This window comes from Chelatococcus sp. HY11 (genome assembly GCF_018398335.1).
Lineage (GTDB): Bacteria > Pseudomonadota > Alphaproteobacteria > Rhizobiales > Beijerinckiaceae > Chelatococcus.
On sequence record NZ_JAHBRX010000001.1, the window covers coordinates 862,923 to 878,976 of the forward strand.

At 62.3% G+C, this 16,054-nt stretch carries 14 protein-coding genes; 9 read left to right on the top strand and 5 right to left on the bottom strand.

Going from position 1 to position 16,054, the window contains the following annotated elements; translation table 11 throughout:
• Positions 1 to 314: 314 nt before the first annotated feature.
• Positions 315 to 1,193, bottom strand: a complete 879-nt coding sequence (locus tag KIO74_RS04225) for an outer membrane protein (RefSeq protein ID WP_213330813.1) — start codon at positions 1,191 to 1,193, stop codon at positions 315 to 317.
• 848 nt (positions 1,194 to 2,041) lie between these two features.
• Between KIO74_RS04225 and KIO74_RS04230 the strand changes: the two genes are divergently transcribed.
• The 3 genes from KIO74_RS04230 to KIO74_RS04240 all read left to right on the top strand — a co-directional run bounded on the left by KIO74_RS04230 (position 2,042) and on the right by KIO74_RS04240 (position 4,951).
• Complete coding sequence (locus tag KIO74_RS04230; RefSeq protein WP_213330815.1) at positions 2,042 to 3,772, top strand: ArnT family glycosyltransferase; 1,731 nt, start codon at positions 2,042 to 2,044, stop codon at positions 3,770 to 3,772.
• A gap of 64 nt (positions 3,773 to 3,836) precedes the next feature.
• Positions 3,837 to 4,607 carry a glycosyltransferase family 2 protein gene (locus KIO74_RS04235; RefSeq protein ID WP_213330817.1) on the top strand — a complete coding sequence of 257 codons (771 nt, stop codon included), beginning with the start codon at positions 3,837 to 3,839 and terminating at the stop codon, positions 4,605 to 4,607.
• Entirely contained in the window at positions 4,607 to 4,951 is a 345-nt protein-coding gene (locus KIO74_RS04240; protein ID WP_213330819.1) for a lipid-A-disaccharide synthase N-terminal domain-containing protein, read from the top strand. The genes KIO74_RS04235 and KIO74_RS04240 overlap by 1 nt, the downstream gene beginning before the upstream one ends.
• 49 nt (positions 4,952 to 5,000) lie before the next feature.
• Here the strand turns inward: KIO74_RS04240 and metC are convergent, their stop codons facing one another.
• Positions 5,001 to 6,203, bottom strand: a complete 1,203-nt coding sequence (gene metC, locus KIO74_RS04245) for a cystathionine beta-lyase (RefSeq protein ID WP_213330821.1) — start codon at positions 6,201 to 6,203, stop codon at positions 5,001 to 5,003.
• A gap of 253 nt (positions 6,204 to 6,456) precedes the next feature.
• On the opposite strand from metC, the gene KIO74_RS04250 reads away from it, so the two are divergent.
• The gene (locus KIO74_RS04250; RefSeq protein WP_213330823.1) at positions 6,457 to 7,488 is read left to right on the top strand and encodes an amino acid ABC transporter substrate-binding protein; all 1,032 of its coding nucleotides are present in this window, start codon (positions 6,457 to 6,459) and stop codon (positions 7,486 to 7,488) included.
• On the opposite strand, the gene KIO74_RS04255 is transcribed toward KIO74_RS04250, so the two are convergent.
• Complete coding sequence (locus KIO74_RS04255) at positions 7,489 to 7,629, bottom strand: hypothetical protein (RefSeq protein WP_213330825.1); 141 nt, start codon at positions 7,627 to 7,629, stop codon at positions 7,489 to 7,491.
• Between the two features lie 970 nt (positions 7,630 to 8,599).
• On the opposite strand from KIO74_RS04255, the gene KIO74_RS04260 reads away from it, so the two are divergent.
• The 4 genes from KIO74_RS04260 to KIO74_RS04275 all read left to right on the top strand — a co-directional run bounded on the left by KIO74_RS04260 (position 8,600) and on the right by KIO74_RS04275 (position 12,311).
• Positions 8,600 to 9,787 (top strand): amino acid ABC transporter permease, encoded by a 1,188-nt coding sequence (locus KIO74_RS04260; RefSeq protein ID WP_291978786.1) that lies wholly within the window; start codon positions 8,600 to 8,602, stop codon positions 9,785 to 9,787.
• A 7-nt stretch (positions 9,788 to 9,794) separates the two neighbouring features.
• Entirely contained in the window at positions 9,795 to 10,946 is a 1,152-nt protein-coding gene (locus KIO74_RS04265) for an amino acid ABC transporter permease (RefSeq protein ID WP_213330827.1), read from the top strand.
• A gap of 83 nt (positions 10,947 to 11,029) precedes the next feature.
• On the top strand, positions 11,030 to 11,746 hold the full coding sequence (locus KIO74_RS04270; RefSeq protein WP_213334130.1) for an amino acid ABC transporter ATP-binding protein: 717 nt from the start codon (positions 11,030 to 11,032) through the stop codon (positions 11,744 to 11,746).
• Positions 11,747 to 11,810: 64 nt separating this feature from the next.
• Positions 11,811 to 12,311 (top strand): hypothetical protein, encoded by a 501-nt coding sequence (locus tag KIO74_RS04275; RefSeq protein WP_213330829.1) that lies wholly within the window; start codon positions 11,811 to 11,813, stop codon positions 12,309 to 12,311.
• Positions 12,312 to 12,435: 124 nt separating this feature from the next.
• Here the strand turns inward: KIO74_RS04275 and KIO74_RS04280 are convergent, their stop codons facing one another.
• A complete protein-coding gene (locus KIO74_RS04280; RefSeq protein ID WP_213330831.1) occupies positions 12,436 to 13,305 on the bottom strand; it encodes a lytic murein transglycosylase in 870 nt (289 codons plus the stop codon).
• A 108-nt stretch (positions 13,306 to 13,413) separates the two neighbouring features.
• Between KIO74_RS04280 and recO the strand changes: the two genes are divergently transcribed.
• Positions 13,414 to 14,136, top strand: coding sequence for a DNA repair protein RecO (recO, locus tag KIO74_RS04285; protein WP_213330833.1), 723 nt, complete (start codon positions 13,414 to 13,416; stop codon positions 14,134 to 14,136).
• 40 nt (positions 14,137 to 14,176) lie between these two features.
• Here recO and KIO74_RS04290 read toward each other — a convergent pair whose 3' ends face one another.
• A complete protein-coding gene (locus KIO74_RS04290) occupies positions 14,177 to 15,844 on the bottom strand; it encodes an MFS transporter (RefSeq protein WP_213330835.1) in 1,668 nt (555 codons plus the stop codon).
• Positions 15,845 to 16,054: the final 210 nt, after the last annotated feature.

A 16,054-nucleotide genomic window follows, 5' to 3' on the forward strand; every position in this document is an offset into this window, starting at 1 on the left:
TCGAGCGGGGAAGAAGAGGTTGCACAAAAAATGTTGCGCGATGCGCATCACAATCAACCGGACGGCGTTTTTAGAGGGATGCTGATCAGCCTGCGAACGATGAGGATCGTTCGCGCCGGAGCTGTTCGGCGAATGGCGCGCGCATCTCGCATCTCGACGACAAGAAAGCCGGCGGAGATCCGCCGGCTTTGTTCAAGGTGGTCTGTGATCTTTTGAAAAGAGATATGCTCGTATATTAATATGATTTACTTAATCGGAATTGTATTGAAAATTGACAAATTTATCATTTTGAATATTATATAAAATACTCTATCTTAGAAGCCGCCGAATCTATAGTTTAGTCCAGCTCGGACGACGGCGAATTCCCTGTCATTTTTTTGCCGTGCTCCGTAGTAGTAAGGATATGCTACGGGGGTTGTGTAGTTGTACGCATACAGATAGTCGCCATCATTGTTCTTGTCGCTGCCGAGGTTGACATAAAGGCCCTCGAGCTTGGCTGTCAGGCTGTCGGTGAAGGCGTATTCAAGTCCACCGCCGACAACCCATCCGCCCGAGTTGCTGTTGCCACGTCGTCCACCATAATACCAGGGATAGCCGGAGGCCGCTGCTTCGCCGCCATAGTAGCCGTAATAGCCGTTGTTATTATTGTTGTCGCCGCCGCCGTAGGCGAAGCCGCCGGTTGCGTAGACAAGAACGCGGTCGAAGGCTACGCCGAGCCTTGCACGTACCGTCCCAAACCATTCGACGGCGTTATTGCGACCATTCTGACCGTAGGCGTAAGGCCAGCCACTGTTGCTCTGGGCATAGTAATAGGCGGAATAAGAATAGGCCCAGTCATTGTTATTGCGAGACGATCCAAGGTCCGCATATTGAATATCGGCTTCGACACCCGCAACAAATTGTCCGAATTGATAGTTGTAGCCGACCTGGCCGCCGCCTACGAAGCCACCATTCGATGAGTCGTTGCCATAAAATACGCCCGTATAGGGATCGAAGCGGTCATTGCTGTCATTGGTGCTGCTGCCATAGCCGGCGTTGACGCCAGCATAGAAGCCTGTCCACGTGAATAGCGGGATGACGACGACTGGGGCGACCGGAACGACGGTTCTGCTGGGCAAATCCGCTGCCAGCGCCGAAGCGCCTCCGGCGGCAACAACGGCAAGCGCGACGCAAGATGACTTGAACATCCTCATGTGGAAATCCCTCCAATGGTCGAGGCTTGGCAAAAACCTAGCAGCGAATCCCGGCCATTGGGAGGGGTGTAGAGGACTTATCCATGCTTTCGTTCAGTATGTTGCTTTTTTGTTGTTTAGTAGATTTTATGGTTATTTATAAATCGTAATGTTTATCGTGATTTTTGATGTATATTTTCTTATATAGATCGAAATGTTCGTAATTTTATTTGATGATATAAGTATTTCTGTCGGTCACGGCGTTTGCCGTGACCTTTTCTTGCCGCTCCGCGTCAACGCGCGGCGGATGGAGCCCTCGGCGCTGCTCCCTGCATTGATGGAGGAGGTGGAATCACCGTTGTGTCCTCAAGAACGCCCGGGGGACGTTTCTTGGAGCAGCCTGTAAGCGGCACGAGGCCAACGATGGCGCCAATAACAAAGACAGCGAGGAGCGGTTTGACAGGTTTCATGCGCAGTCCTTTCGGGTCCGAAACGCAGGGGCGAACAGTCAATTCCCTGTGTAGCTTCCCTGCCGTCCCAGGCCAAGGCAGCTCTGATCTCGCCCAGGCTCCGGCGGCGCGGGCGCGGAGCAGCCGTGTGACTGCGACGGTTCGGCAGGGACGGCTGGCGCCAAGGCGCGGCGAATCGCCCTACGGCCGCTGCGAGCGCCCACCGTAGACAATAGATATAGCAGCGCGATTGCGCCCGAGGCGTGCCCCCGATAATACACGCTCACATCGGGACGACAGGATTGTCGCCCGAGCGGGCCGACGGTGGGGCGCCGGGAAGGTCCGCATTGGCGGGAAGGCGTTTTCGCGGCGGCGTGCCGTGGTTCCGCCACGCATGATACGGCGAGATACAGGAAGCGGATGGCTGCCCTGAACGGTACGGATAGCAAGGCGCTCGATCGGGGCGCGATGATAGGCGGTCCCCTTGCTGGGGGCCGCTTCCTGGACGTTGTCGGGAGCCGCCATTGGATCGCGGTCACCATCCTGCTGCTGATTGCTCTGGCGGCTTTCCTGCCGGGATTTTCATCCCTGCAGCCCATGGATCGTGACGAGCCACGCTTTGCCCAGGCGACGAAGCAGATGTTGGAGAGCGGTGACTTCATCGATATCCGCTTCCAGGACGAGGCCCGCCACAAGAAGCCGGTCGGCATCTACTGGCTGCAGGGCGCGGTGGTCGCCTCGGCAGAGGCGCTCGGCGTGCCGCAGGCGCGAACCACGATCGCACTCTACCGTATTCCCTCGCTGGTCGGTGCCCTCGCGACTGTCCTATTGACCTATTGGGTGAGCCTGGCGCTGGGTCTCGCCCGCCGTGAGGCTTTCCTCGCGGGCGCCTTCATGGCGTGCTCGGTCCTTCTCGGCGTCGAGGCGCGCTTCGCCAAGACCGATGCGGTGCTCACGGCCTGCTCGGTTGCTGTCATGGGCGGGCTGGCATTGGCTTTCCTGCGGCCGCAGCAGCGCTTTTCCCTGCTCGGGACCATTGCCTTCTGGGGGACGGTGGCGCTCGCAATCCTCGTGAAGGGGCCGATCACGCCGATGATCGCGGGCCTCGCCACCGTCATCCTCTGCATCCACCAGCGCTCCGGCCGGTGGCTCATGGCGCTGCGGCCCGGTCTCGGCGTGCTGCTGGTCGCCTTGGTCGTGGCCCCCTGGTTCATAGCCATCTCGGTCAAGAGCGGTGGCACCTTTTTCAGCGAGGCCATCGGCAATGACATGCTGGGCAAAGTGGCAAGCGGACAGGAGAAGCACGGAGCCCCCCCAGGCTTCTATCTCCTGGCGTTCTTCGGCACGTTCTGGCCGGCAGCGGTGCTGACAGCCATTGCCGTCCCCTTTGTCTGGCGCAGTCGCCGCGAGCCGTGGGTGGTCTTCTGCCTCGCGTGGATCCTGCCGTCCTGGCTCGTTTTCGAGGCAGTGCCGACAAAGCTGCCGCATTATGTCCTGCCGCTCTATGCGGCCATCGCGGCGCTCACGGTCCGCGCCATTTTCGCGGGTGCGGTTGGCCCGCATCGGCCGCTGGCAAAAAGCGCCACCGTCCTCATCCCGCTCATTCCGCTCGGGCTCGGACTCGGGCTCAGCTATTTCGGCCTGACATATGATGGCGTTCTGCCCTATGCGGCTATCCCCGGATTCGTGCTGACGGTGGCGGTTGCTACTGTCGCCTGGCTGCTATTTTTGCGGGGCAAGGTCGTCGGAAGCGCTCTCGTCTCGCTTGTCGCCGCGCTTGCCTTCTCCGTCTCCGTTTTCGGCCTCGCACAGCCGCTCCTGCGTGCCTTGAAGCTGTCGCCGCGCCTGGCGGAAGCTGTTGCCGCTGTCGGCTGCGAGAAGCCGGCGGTGGTCACGGCAGGCTATCGCGAGCCGAGCCTCGTGTTCCTCGTGGGCACGGATCTCGCGATGGCGGACGGCGTGAGCGCCGCGCATTTCATGAACGCGCCGGGATGCCGGGTGGCGTTGATCGAGGCGCGTGAGCGCGATGGCTTCACGCAGGCGAGCGCCGCGTTGGGACTTTCTCCCACGCTCGTCACAAGCGTGCCAGGATTCAACATCAATGGGGGACGGCGCCTTGTTGTCGACGTCTACGCGGTCGGGCGGGATTGACCCGGCGCGCGCGGGCGCGCATCCATCCGGGCGCACTCCTTCGTTTCGCTCCAAAGGGTTCTGAATGTCTGAAACTTCCAGCGTCGCCGGCGAACGACAAGCGACCGCGTTGGCGCCGCTTCTGAGCGTCGTCGTGCCCGTACGCAACGAAGCAGGCAATATCGCCCCTCTCGTCGCGGAGATCGAAAAAGCCTGCGGCCCCCTTGGCGCCTACGAGATCATCTACGTCGACGATGGGTCGACGGATGGCACGGCGGCCGAGCTCGCCGCGCTCGCGGCGGGCCGGCCCTATCTTCGGCGGCTTCGCCATGCCGCGAGTTGCGGCCAGAGCGCCGCTGTCCGCACGGGCGTGCGGGCCGCCGCTGCGCCAATCGTGGTGACGCTCGATGGCGACGGGCAGAACAACCCGGCCTTCATTCCGCAGATGCTGGCCACGCTTCAGGCCGGCGGCATGAAGGCGGGCATGGTGCAGGGCCAGCGCGTCGGCCGAAAGGACACCGGCTTCAAGAAATTCCAGTCACGTGTCGCCAATGCGGTGCGGGGGCGCGTGCTGCGCGATGGCACCCGTGATACGGGCTGTGGTCTGAAGCTGTTCCGACGGGATGTCTATCTGTCGTTGCCCTATTTCGATGCTCTCCATCGCTTCATGCCCGCGCTTGTTCGTCGCGACGGCCATGAGGTCCTGCTTGTTGACGTCGTCGACAGGCCGCGCTTCGCGGGGGTCTCCAACTACGGGTTTTTCGATCGCCTCTGGGTGGGAATCGTCGATCTCATGGGGGTCCGCTGGCTGATCGTGCGGCGCAAGCGCGTACCGGTGGTCGAGGAAGCCGAATAATGCTGATTTCCCTGTCTCAGGCCGTCGGTGGCTATCTCTATGAGGTGTTCATCGAGAAGCTGGACTTCTGGCTGGTGCTCGGCCTTTTCGGCCAGATGCTGTTTGGCGCGCGCTTTATCGTCCAATGGCTGGTCAGCGAGAAGGAAGGGCGCAGCGTCATTCCCGTCGCGTTCTGGTTCTTCTCAATCGGCGGGGGGCTCATCACGCTGGCCTATGGCCTGCATCAGCGCGAGCCCGTGATTATCCTCGGGCAGGCGTTGAGCATCTTCATCTATGTGCGCAACCTCATGCTGATCAGCCGCGCCAAGGTACGCGGCAAAAGCAAAGGGGACGCTCCGCAATAGCGCGCCTCAAGGCTTGAGGCGGACAGGGCCAGGCGTGGTCAGGGCGTGATCAGGATTTGGCGCGGACGGCCGCGAACCGCTCCAACCCATCGTTGAGATCAGCCTTCAGGTCCTCGACGTCCTCGAGGCCAATATGCAGGCGTAGCGCTGGGCCGCCAGGCGTCCACCGCGTCGCCGTGCGCAGTGGCGCGCAGTCGAACGGAATGGCAAGGCTCTCGAAACCGCCCCACGAATAGCCCATGCCAAACAGCGCGAGCCCGTCGAGCAAGGCAGCGACCGCCTCGTCCGGCCCGGGTTTCAGCACGATCGAGAACAAACCCGATGCGCCGCGATAGTCGCGCGTGAAGAGCGCATGACCTGGATCTGTCGGGAGCGCAGGGTGCAGGACGCGCTGGACTTCCGGATGGCCCGCCAGCCAGCGTGCCATCTCCAGCCCGGCCTGATGGTGCCTGGCCATGCGCAGCGGCAGCGTGCGCAAGCCACGCAGGACGAGAAACACATCGTCCGGCGCGACCGTGACGCCAAGATCACCCCAGGTGCGCTTCAGCGCCGGCCAGGTCGCGGCATTGGCGGAGATCGATCCGGACATGACGTCGGAGTGGCCGCCGAGATATTTCGTGGCCGCCTGGATCGTTATATCGGCGCCATGCTCGTGCGCGGAATAGAACAGGGGCGTCGCCCAGGTGTTGTCCGTGAGAACGACCGCGCCATGCGCGTGGGCCACTGCCGCGATGGCGGGAAGGTCCTGCACCTCGAAGCTCTGCGAGCCGGGCGATTCGGTGAAGACCGCACGCGTGTTCGGCTTCAGCAACTGCGCGATGCCAGCGCCGAGAAGCGGATCGTAATAGGTCGTCTCCACACCGAATCGGCGCAGCACGCCGTCGCAGAAATTGCGGGTCGGACCGTAAACGCTGTCGGTCATCAGCAGGTGATCTCCCGCTTTCAGGCACGAGAGGAGGGCGGTGCTCACAGCCGCGAGCCCGGACGGGCAAAGGACGACCCCTGCACTTTCCTTGCCTTCGAGCGCCACCAGCGCTTCTTCGAGCGCGCCCATCGTTGGAGAGCCGCGGCGGCCGTAGCTGTAGCGGCCGGTATGGCCGAGGAGATCGGCCATGGTGGGGCTGAGAACCGTCGATCCGTGCACGACGGGTGGGTTCACAAAACCAAAATTCTCGTCGGGATGACGCCCGGCCACCACCATCCGCGTGCCCTCACCCAAGCCTTCGATATCGCTTGTTGTCAGCTTGCGCATGTCGGCGCCTCCCGGATTTCTGCCAGTCGAGAAAAAGGTGTCGTGCTCACTGCACCGTGCACGGCATCTCCGTCAAGCCACACGAAAGCCCTATGATGCGGCTCTTGACCGCCGCCTTAATCTCGAATGTGATGCGATTATCGAGGTTTCGTGCTGACTGGATCGATCTGCAGGTGCCGGAGGAGCGGTACTGGCAGGCGCCAAGAAAGGTCCGTCGTCGGCGGGTAAGCGGAACCAGAGCGGGAGAACTGCAATGAAGGCAAAATTCAAGGCGCTTGCGACGGCGCTGGGTATCGCAGCGCTCGGCGCCACCACTGCCATGTCCTCCGCCGCGGCCGCGACGCTGGATCAGGTCAAGCAGCGCGGCGTGCTGCAATGCGGCTCGAACACCGGCCTTGCCGGTTTCGGTGTCCCGAACGACAAGGGTGAATGGACTGGCTTCGATGTCGATATGTGCCGCGCCATCGCGGCCGCGATCTTCGATGATCCGACCAAGGTGAAATTCGTACCTCTGTCGGCGAAGGATCGCTTTACGGCGCTTCAGTCGGGTGAAGTGGACGTCTTGATCCGCAACACCACCTGGACCATGTCGCGCGATACATCGCTCGGCTTGAATTTTACGTCCATCAACTATTACGACGGCCAGGGCTTCATGGTCCGCAAGGGCTTGGGCGTGAAATCCGCGCTCGAACTCAATGGCGCTTCGGTCTGCGTGCAGCAGGGGACGACCACCGAACTGAACCTCGCGGATTTCTTCCGCTCCCATAACATCAAATACGAGGTGGTGGCCTTCGCCTCGTCCTCGGAAGCCGTGAAGGCCTACGACTCCGGCCGTTGCGACGCCTTCACCACCGATGCGTCGGCCCTCTATGCTGAGCGCCTGCGTTTGGTCGCGCCGGACGACAGCATCGTCCTGCCCGAGATCATTTCCAAAGAGCCTTTCGCTGCGGCGGTTCGCCATGGCGACGACCAGTGGTACGACCTCGTGCACTGGACGTTATTTGCGATGATCAATGCCGAGGATCTTGGCGTCGCGCAGGCCAATGTCACCGAGCAACTGCAGTCGCAGAACCCGGAGGTGAAGCGCCTGCTTGGCACGGAAGGCAATTATGGCGAGAGCATTGGGCTGACGAAGGATTGGGTGGTGCGCATCGTCAAGCATGTCGGCAACTATGGCGACGTGTTCGAGCGCAATCTGGGTGAGAAGACACCGCTCAAGATCAAGCGCGGCCTGAATGCTCTGTGGACCAAGGGCGGCCTGATGTACGCGCCGCCGGTGCGCTGATCACGACGAGACCGGGCCGATCATATCCGGCCCGTGCTTGACCTCCATCGATGAGCGGTGCTTCGGCGGATCGCCCGCCAGAGCGCCGCTCACGTAAAGCTTGGCGAGCGGCGCCCCAAGGGTCTCCGTCGCGGTGGGCATCAGAGGGGTATCTCGTCAGGCGTGACGTATGGGCCGTCGAGGGTCGCCCCGTGTTCGGCGTCTTCTGCCACGGTCGCAGCTGTAACGCGCGTCTTGACTTGATCAGCCTCGCTTCGGGTCGGGCGTGTGCGTCGACTTCGACTGCGATCTCATGGCCTGATGCCGCTATTCCAGGTGCGAGAATTCCGCTGTTGTGCCCCCGGAGCCGCCAGGCAGCAGAAGGAGGGGTTTCCATCCAACGCCAGCGCGTGGCTTGCCGGGCTGGGCCCCGCCCTGACGGCTCCGTCCGCTATTCGCTGGCCAGATGCATTGCTCGTTTGTTGGTCTCTTAGACTATTGATGGAGCAAATTGCGTGTGACTTGTTGCGCATGCAAAATTGCCAAAGCCCGTTAGTCTGTTAAGGTTTATGGTTAAGCAATCGCAGTCTTCGCCGCGAGCAAGGTGAAGCGCCGACTTCGTTGATCTTGCGCCGTCATTGCGGCTCGTCAGGAGTGGCGGTGTCTTGGGATTGTGGTTTGGGATCGTGGTTTGGGATTGTAAGCGCACTACCGCAATCGTTCCGCGGCGGGCGGGCCATGCGGACCTTGAGCTGAGCCCTGTTGGCATGGGTTGTGCGTGGAAGACATGGGTTGTGCGTGGAAGAGTTGACTTGATGCGCGCGCAAGCTGCGCGACAGGCGCCCGGTCGTGATCAATGTCGGCGACGGATATGGCACGGAGCGGTGGACCTCCGCAGGAACGGGCGACGGCTTCTGTGCGTTGAATGCAAGCAGCTGGAAAGAAAGAAGTATCGGGCTGGGAGAAGCAGGTACGGCCGGCCCTATGGCATCCGCGGCCGACGCGTTCCGAACCAGACTTCGTGCGCATATGGCCAAGAGTTTGCGGTTCTTCTCCTGCTCTTTCGCAATCAGGATTATGATGAATTTGACGCGAAATTCGGATCATAGGGCGACAACATCGGGGAGTGGCCGTGTCCAGCGCTGACGTTTCCGGACCCAAACGCGGGTCGCTGATCAACGACCCGAAGATCAGAGGCCTCATCTACCAGTTCGTATTGGTCGCTGTCCTGGCATTCCTCGTCTATGGAGCGGCCAGCAATGCCATCGAGAATTTGCGTGCTGCGCGCATTGCCTCCGGCTTTGGCTTCCTCAATCAGCCCGCCGGCTTCGACGTCAACCAGAAGCTCATTCCATTTTCCTCGTCGGGCTCCACCTATGCTGACGCGTTCTTCGTCGGCCTGCTGAACACCCTCCTCGTCGCGGCCATCGCGGTGGTCGTCGCCACCGTCCTCGGCTTTGTGATCGGCGTGGCGCGACTGTCCCAGAACTGGATCGTCGCGAAGCTCGCGGCGGTCTATGTCGAATGTGTCCGTAACGTGCCGCTGCTGCTGCAGCTGTTCATCTGGTACAACGCGGTGCTGAAGCCGTTGCCTGGTCCTCGGCAGTCGCTCGAGCTCGGTGCCGGAACCTATCTCAACAGTCGCGGTCTCTTCCTTCCCCAGCCCTTGTTCGGTGAGCGGTTCGGGTGGGTCTGGATCGGTCTCGCCGTGGCGATCGCAGGCTCTTACCTGTTCCATCGCTGGGCCCACCGTCAGCAACTGGCGACCGGCCGGCAATATCCGGTGATCCGCATCGCCATCGGCCTCATCATAGGCTTGCCGTTGGTGATCTATTTCCTGATTGGGCAGCCGCTGACCTTCAATTATCCCGAGCTGCGCGGTTTCAACTTCGCCGGCGGCATCCAGGTCTTTCCGGAATTCGTGGCCCTTCTGATCGGCCTCGCGACCTACACGGCCGCGTTCATCGCCGAGATCGTGAGAGCAGGGATTCTCTCCGTCTCGCGCGGGCAGACCGAAGCCGCCTACGCGCTGGGGCTGCATTCCAGCCCGACGCTGCGGCTGGTAGTGATTCCCCAGGCCATGCGGGTGATCATACCGCCGCTGACCAACCAGTACCTCAATCTCGTCAAGAACTCCTCGCTGGCGGTCGCGATTGGCTATCCCGATCTGGTCCAGGTTTTCATGGGCACGGTGCTCAATCAGACGGGGCAGGCGGTCGAGGTCATCGCGATCACGATGGCCGTCTATCTCGCCATCAGCGTCGTCACTTCGCTGCTGATGAACATCTATAACCGCCGCATGGCAATCGTCGAACGGTGAGGCTGCGATGTCGATGCTTGTGACCCAACAGCCCTACCTTCGTCAGACCCAAGTGGATCCGGAGCCGCCGCCGGCCCTTGTCAGCGGTCCGATCGCCTGGGTCCGCGCCCATCTCCTGTCGTCACCGCTCAATATCGCGATGACGGTCATCACGCTGTATCTGGCCTACCTGGTCTTCGTGCCGCTGATCAAATTCGCGTTGATCGACGCGGTCTGGACCGGGCAGGATCGCGAGGCCTGCCTCGCCGGTCCGGGTGGAGGCGAGGTCGGCGCTTGCTGGGCTTATGTCAGAGCGAGGTTCAGTTATTTCGTCTATGGCTCCTATCCGTGGGAGCAGCGCTGGCGGGTTGACGTCTTCTTCGTGCTCACGGCGATCGGCGTCGTCTGGATGCTCTGGCTCGATGCGCCGCGGCGGAGCCTCGGCGCCATCTATTTCTTCATCATCTATCCGATCGTCTCCTTCATCCTGCTCAGCGGCTGGAGCGCCATCGGCCTGAGCATCGTCGACACCTCGCTGTGGGGCGGCATTCTCGTCACCCTGATCGTGTCGATCGTCGGCATCGTGTTTTCTCTGCCCTTTGGCGTGGTGCTAGCACTTGGCCGGCGGTCGGCGCTTCCGGCGATCAGGCTCGCCAGCGTCATCTTCATCGAGGTCATCCGAGGGGTGCCGCTGATCACCGTGCTGTTCATGGCCAATACCATGCTGCCGCTGTTCCTGCCGGGCAACATGACGCCGGATAGGTTGCTGCGTCCGCTGGTCGGCGTTGCGATCTTCGCCGCCGCCTATATGGCGGAGGTGGTGCGCGGGGGCCTGCAGGCCATCCCGAAGGGACAGTACGAGGGCGCGATGTCGCTTGGCCTCGGCTATTGGACGATGATGCGTCTGGTGGTGCTTCCACAGGCCCTGCGCATCGTGATCCCCGGCATCGTCAATGTGTTCATCGCGCTCTTCAAGGACACGACGCTGGTGTCCATCGTCGGCATCTTTGATCTCCTGCGTACCATTGAAGCGACTTTGACGGACCCCACCTGGAGCACGCCCACGACCCGTTTCTCGGGTTACGCTTTCGCGGCGGTGTTCTATTTTATCTTCTGTTTCGGTATGTCTCGCTATTCACTCGCGATCGAACGGCGCTTCGCGAGGGGACACAAGAGGTGAATGCGACAATGGCCACTGCAACTGCCCCTCAGACATCTGCCCGTTTGAAGCCGACACCCCTGAACGGTGAGGTGGCGGTCGAGATGGTCGACGTGCACAAGTGGTATGGTGAATTCCATGTGCTCCGAGACATCAATCTCAAGGTCACCCGTGGCGAGCGCATCGTGATCTGCGGGCCGTCAGGCTCGGGCAAATCGACGATGATCCGCTGCATCAACCGCCTCGAAGAGCATCAGCGCGGCTCGATCGTCGTCGACGGGATAGAGCTGACGAACGATCTCAAGCGCATCGACGAGGTGCGGCGGGACGTCGGCATGGTGTTCCAACATTTCAATCTCTTCCCGCATCTGACTATTCTCGAGAACTGCACGCTCGCGCCGATCTGGGTCCGCAAGATGGCCAAGAAGCAGGCCGAGGAAGTGGCCATGCATTATCTCACGCGCGTGAAGATCCCCGAGCAGGCCAACAAATATCCTGGCCAGCTCTCGGGCGGTCAGCAGCAGCGCGTGGCGATCGCCCGTTCGCTCTGCATGAACCCCAAGATCATGCTGTTCGACGAGCCGACCTCGGCGTTGGATCCGGAGATGGTCAAGGAGGTCCTCGACACCATGGTAGGGCTTGCCGAAGAAGGGATGACGATGCTGTGCGTTACCCATGAGATGGGCTTCGCGCGGCAGGTCGCCAATCGGGTCATCTTCATGGATGCCGGGCAGATCGTCGAAATGAACACGCCCGACCAGTTCTTCGCCAATCCACAGCACGAGCGCACGAAGCTGTTTCTCAGCCAGATCCTCCACTAAGACCATCCGGGTCGGCTCTGCGGCGTGTCATCACCGCGGAGCCGGTTCTCACCGGAGGCTCGTGATGCGTTTCCTGATCATTGCTTTCGCCGCAATCGCCGTGGCTTTCGCCGTTTCGCTCGTCCTCGGACGGCGCGGAATCTATGTGGCCACGGTCGCCTTGCTGATCGGCGCCGGGATAGCGCTGCTCTCGGTTTTCATCACGAGTTGCTCGCAATGCTGGACGTCGGCATTGCCGGTGGGCGCCTTCTTTTCAGCGCCCTTCTACATCGTCGGATGGATCGCCCTGGCGCAGGCGGAGATGGTGGAGAGCAGACGCTCTCTGCTCTACGGCTTGTGCGGCGTGATGGTCGTGCAGGTCCTATGGGCGAGCAGGGTCATCCTGTTCGCGACGGTCGATGGCCGCTGCCCGTGTGGCGCGGGCCTTTTCGGCCTCATCACCACCGAACTGTCGGCGGTCGGGTTCGATCGCTGGGCGGGTCCCTGGTTCCTGGCCGAGGCAATCGTCACGCTGGCCATTCTCATCGCCGCCCTGCGGCGGCCAACCGAGCTGCCCGCCGCTTGATTCGGCTATCTCAGATGGCCGGGTAAGTGCCCACGTTCCCGCCTCTTGCTCCTCTTGCCCATTTTGCCGGCTAGCCTATCCCGGCCATTCGGCGGACAGTCGACGCGGTTGTCATGTGACGCGCTCAGTTCGATGCGGCGCGCGTCCCTTCAAGGCGCGAGGCAAAGTAGCCGATCGTGCGCGAGTAGACGCTCGCCCGGTTCCATTGCTTCAGCACCTCGGCATTGGCGGAGCCCGGCTCCCACGAGCCGCCCGCGACCCAGCCGTGGCCTTTCAGGAAGTTGGCGGTAGAGGCCAGCACGTCCGGGACGCTGCGAATGAGGTCACGACGGCCATCGCCGTCGAAATCCACCGCGTAACGGTAGTAGGACGTGGCCATGAACTGGGTCTGGCCTATTTCTCCAGCCCAGGCGCCACGCATCTCGGAGGGATGCAGATCGCCGCGATCGACAACGCGAAGCGCGTCGAGAAGCTGCGCGCGGAACATGTCGGAGCGCCGGCAGTCAAAAGCCAAGGTCGCGATGGAGCGAATGGCCGGCAGTTTGCCCATATTGCCGCCGAAATCGGTCTCCAGACCCCAGATGGCCACGATGATCGCGGGCTGGACGCCATAGCGCTGTTCGATCTGCCGCAGCAGGCCGGCGTGCCGCTTCAAGAGGCCTGAACCTTTCTGCACCCGATAGGGCGGCACCATGCGCTGTGAGAACTGCTCGAAGCTCTGGCGAAAATGGCCCTGGCGCCGGTCTTGGCGCACAACGGCGGGATCAAAGGTTACTCCGTCGAGCGCCGCCAGGCCGCGCGGCGATACGCCCTGGCTTGCCGCCTGCTGGCGGAAGCTGGCGATAAAACCCTCAAAGCTGCCAGTCGTCTGGCAACCCGCATTGGGCTGGGCCTGTGCGGGGCTCAAGGACGACAGGAGCAGGACGGGGAGCGCGGCCAGCAGAGACCTATGGAGGGAACTCAGTGAAACTCGACGCAGTTTGGCCGATATCATGGCGCGCCTCTCGCGTTGTTTCCAAAGAAGTGCCGTTTCAAAACGGCATCGGTGATGGTAGGCCGCAGCCTGTAGCTTTTGCAATGTCGCGCGATCGGCGAACCGCTCATGCAGTGGCAGGATGATGGTATCATTATAGGGGTCAAGCGTCACGGTGAGGGGAGTGTCATCCTCGAATTGATGACGAAGGTCCACGGACGACATCTCGGTCTCGTCCGGGGCGGCCGCTCGCCACGCCAGCAAGCCACCTTGCAGGCCGGCAATCGTGTTGATGCGGTCTGGCGCGCACGCATCGAGGAGCAGCTCGGCACCTATGCGGTCGAGGCCGTGAAGCTGAACACGGCGCGCTTTCTCGGGGTGCCTGCCGCGCTTTACGGGCTGGCGTCCGCCGCGGCGTTGCTGCGCCTGTTGCCCGAGCGCGACCCGCATTCCGGCCTTTTCGATGCGCTTGGGGTGCTTGTCGACCACCTGGACGATACGCGAATCGCGCCTGCGCTGCTTGTGCGCTTCGAGCTCGAAATGCTGGCCGAGCTGGGGTTCGGCCTCGATCTTGGGGCCTGCGCCGTGACGGGCGCCACGTCAGAACTCGTCTATGTGTCGCCGAAATCCGGACGCGCGGTGTCGGCTTCGGCCGGCGAGCCCTATCATGAGCGCCTGCTCGCTCTTCCAGGCTTTCTCCGTGAAGATCGATCCCGCGATCATCCGACCCATGCGGAACTCGTGGCCGGGTTCACACTGACGGGCTATTTCCTGAGGCGGCATGTATTCGCGCCGCGAGGTATCGCCTGGCCTGACGCGCGCGATCTATTCGTTGCTCGGCTCAAGGATTGAGCGAGGAGGGGCTCGCTCGGAGCTCCTCACCTGAAAACGCCTACTGGTGCAGGTCGATCATCTCTTTGCGCGGCGCTGTGCGTGGCGGCCATTCCGGCGAGCGCTCGATCATGCGGTGAACTTTTGGCCGCTCCGGTCCGCTGTGCAACGCGCGCAGCCGTTCGCCCACGGCGGCATCGGCCTTCGTGATCCGCTGGTTGTGCCTGATGTAGTCGATCCAGGTAGGCGTCTGGTAGCTTTCCCACCAGATGTCGGGCTTCTCAAGGCTGCGCGTCAGCGTCCAGTAGCGGGCGCCGTCGCGGCGACGGATCCGGCGCCGCTCGGCCATGGCGCTCAGGAAAGCCGGCAAGTTCTCATCCTTGATGATGTATTCGATGATGATGACGATCGGCCCGCTTCGCGGCAGCAGATCGAGCGCGAGGTGCGGCTCCTTCCAGCTGTTGAGCGGGTCGAGGTTGAGGGCGGTCTGCTCTGGAAGACCGAGGCGTTTCAAGCCGAGTGCAGCACCGGCCAGCATAAGCGCCGATGCGATCATCAGCGCGGTCGCCGGCCCCGATTGCTGCGCGACCGCGCCCCAGACCCAGCTTCCGAGCGCCATGCCGCCAAAGCTCGCGGTCTGGTAGAGCGAGAGGGCCCGGCCCACGACCCAGCGCGGCGTGGATAGCTGTACGGCGACGTTGAAGAGCGAGAAGGCGATGACCCAACTCGCGCCGCCGACGAGCAGCGCCGCGCCGGTGAGCCAGGCCTCCCGGCTCAGCGCGAGCGTGAAGGCGCACACGGCGAAGCCGGTGAAGGCGAGGCGGATGCGGATTTCCGCCGAGAGCGTCTGTCTCAGCCATTCCGCGATGAGCGCGCCGCCGACAGCACCCACACCAAAGGCCCCAAGGAAGATGCCGTAGAGAAGGGGGCCGCCGCCAACGATGTCACGCGCCACGAGTGGCAGCAGCGCGACGACCGAAATCACCGTGAAGCCGAAGACGCAGGAGCGCAGAAGGACCTTCTCGATGTTGGGCGACATCGCGACATAGCGCAGCCCGGCGGCGATGGCCGAGCCGATGGTCTCACGGGGCAGGGTGCTGGCGGGACGCTTGAGGTCCCAGCGCCAGAGCACCGCGATCAACGCGAGATAGCTCATGGCATTGACAGTGAAGGCCGCGGCCGCGCCACCGAACGCGACGATGGCGCCGCCGATCGCCGGCCCCACGCTGCGGGTGAGGTTGAAGCCCATGCCATTGAGCGCGACCGCGGCCGGAAGGTCTTCGCGCGGGACCATGTCACCGACCGATGCCTGCCACGATGGATTGTTGAGGGCGGTGCCGCATCCGATCAGGAAGGTGAACGTCAACAGCAGCCAAGGCGTGATCACCCCGAGATAGGTCGTGACGGCGAGGCCGACAGAGACCACCAGCATCGTGCTCTGGGCAACCAGCATGACGTCGCGGCGGTTGAAATTGTCGGCGATCGCGCCGGCCGCGATCGAGAACAGCATGATCGGCAAGGCCGCGGAGGCCTGCACAAGGGCGACCATGTCGGCAGAATCCGAAATGGTCGTCATCATCCAGGCGGCGCCGACGCCCTGAATCAGCGAGCCGAAGTTTGACGCGAGATTCGCGGTCCATATGGCACGGAACGTCTCATGCCTGAACGGCGCCAGCGGCGAAATTTTCTCGGTCAACGAATCAGTCTCGATTACAAAGACGGCACGCATGCCGAAGTTGACTAATTAGAAAGCATCGAAGGCAGGGATACCAGTCCCGCGGTACGGAATCGTAAATTCTGCGGCCGGCCGTGCTGAATGAGTGACCTCGCGACCGGGAGGGCGAGGAGCGCTCGGCGGTGTGGCGGCGAAAAGCCGGGCCTGGTATCTGTTATGGACCGCTTGCGCCGCGGTTGTTTGTTCGCTACCTGTTCTCTCTTG

Coding starts and splice junctions, on each gene's coding strand:
- KIO74_RS04225 (WP_213330813.1), bottom strand. CDS start 1,193: ATGAGGATGTTCAAGTCATCTTGCGTCGCGCTTGCCGTTGTTGCCGCC.
- KIO74_RS04230 (WP_213330815.1), top strand. CDS start 2,042: ATGGCTGCCCTGAACGGTACGGATAGCAAGGCGCTCGATCGGGGCGCG.
- KIO74_RS04235 (WP_213330817.1), top strand. CDS start 3,837: ATGTCTGAAACTTCCAGCGTCGCCGGCGAACGACAAGCGACCGCGTTG.
- KIO74_RS04240 (WP_213330819.1), top strand. CDS start 4,607: ATGCTGATTTCCCTGTCTCAGGCCGTCGGTGGCTATCTCTATGAGGTG.
- metC (WP_213330821.1), bottom strand. CDS start 6,203: ATGCGCAAGCTGACAACAAGCGATATCGAAGGCTTGGGTGAGGGCACG.
- KIO74_RS04250 (WP_213330823.1), top strand. CDS start 6,457: ATGAAGGCAAAATTCAAGGCGCTTGCGACGGCGCTGGGTATCGCAGCG.
- KIO74_RS04255 (WP_213330825.1), bottom strand. CDS start 7,629: ATGCCCACCGCGACGGAGACCCTTGGGGCGCCGCTCGCCAAGCTTTAC.
- KIO74_RS04265 (WP_213330827.1), top strand. CDS start 9,795: ATGTCGATGCTTGTGACCCAACAGCCCTACCTTCGTCAGACCCAAGTG.
- KIO74_RS04270 (WP_213334130.1), top strand. CDS start 11,030: ATGGTCGACGTGCACAAGTGGTATGGTGAATTCCATGTGCTCCGAGAC.
- KIO74_RS04275 (WP_213330829.1), top strand. CDS start 11,811: ATGCGTTTCCTGATCATTGCTTTCGCCGCAATCGCCGTGGCTTTCGCC.
- KIO74_RS04280 (WP_213330831.1), bottom strand. CDS start 13,305: ATGATATCGGCCAAACTGCGTCGAGTTTCACTGAGTTCCCTCCATAGG.
- recO (WP_213330833.1), top strand. CDS start 13,414: ATGCAGTGGCAGGATGATGGTATCATTATAGGGGTCAAGCGTCACGGT.
- KIO74_RS04290 (WP_213330835.1), bottom strand. CDS start 15,844: ATGCGTGCCGTCTTTGTAATCGAGACTGATTCGTTGACCGAGAAAATT.